Source organism: Pseudomonas sp. K5002, from assembly GCF_013386655.1.
Classification (GTDB): Bacteria; Pseudomonadota; Gammaproteobacteria; order Pseudomonadales; family Pseudomonadaceae; genus Aquipseudomonas.
In genome coordinates this window covers 1-277 of sequence record NZ_JACARK010000910.1, presented here as the reverse complement: position 1 = coordinate 277, position 277 = coordinate 1, and the positions used below count along the sequence as shown (strand labels likewise).

Below are 277 nucleotides of genomic sequence, written 5' to 3'. Positions count from 1 at the left end.
CGGTGCAGTTGGCGTTGCAGGGCTTGCGCCTGCTGCGCGAAAGAACCCGCCTGGCGCTGGTCGATCTCCAGCAGCACCAGGTTGGAAAAATCCGCCAGCAGATGCGGGACGCAGGGGTGCAGCTCCTGGCGGTTGAACAGCGGCACGTTCAACAGGAAATGCTGGCTGGCGCTCCAGCGGCCCAGCACTTGGGTATAGGCGCAGCACAGCACGCTGGCCAGGGTCAGGCCGTGTTGGCGGGCCTGGTCTTCCAGGGCTCGCAACTGCGCGCGGCCGA

General features: G+C 66.8%; 1 protein-coding gene. It reads right to left on the bottom strand.

Annotated features, from left to right (window positions below):
* Window positions 1-277: hypothetical protein (locus tag HX846_RS39855; protein WP_256740146.1), on the bottom strand; the 277-nt coding region annotated here is incomplete at both ends.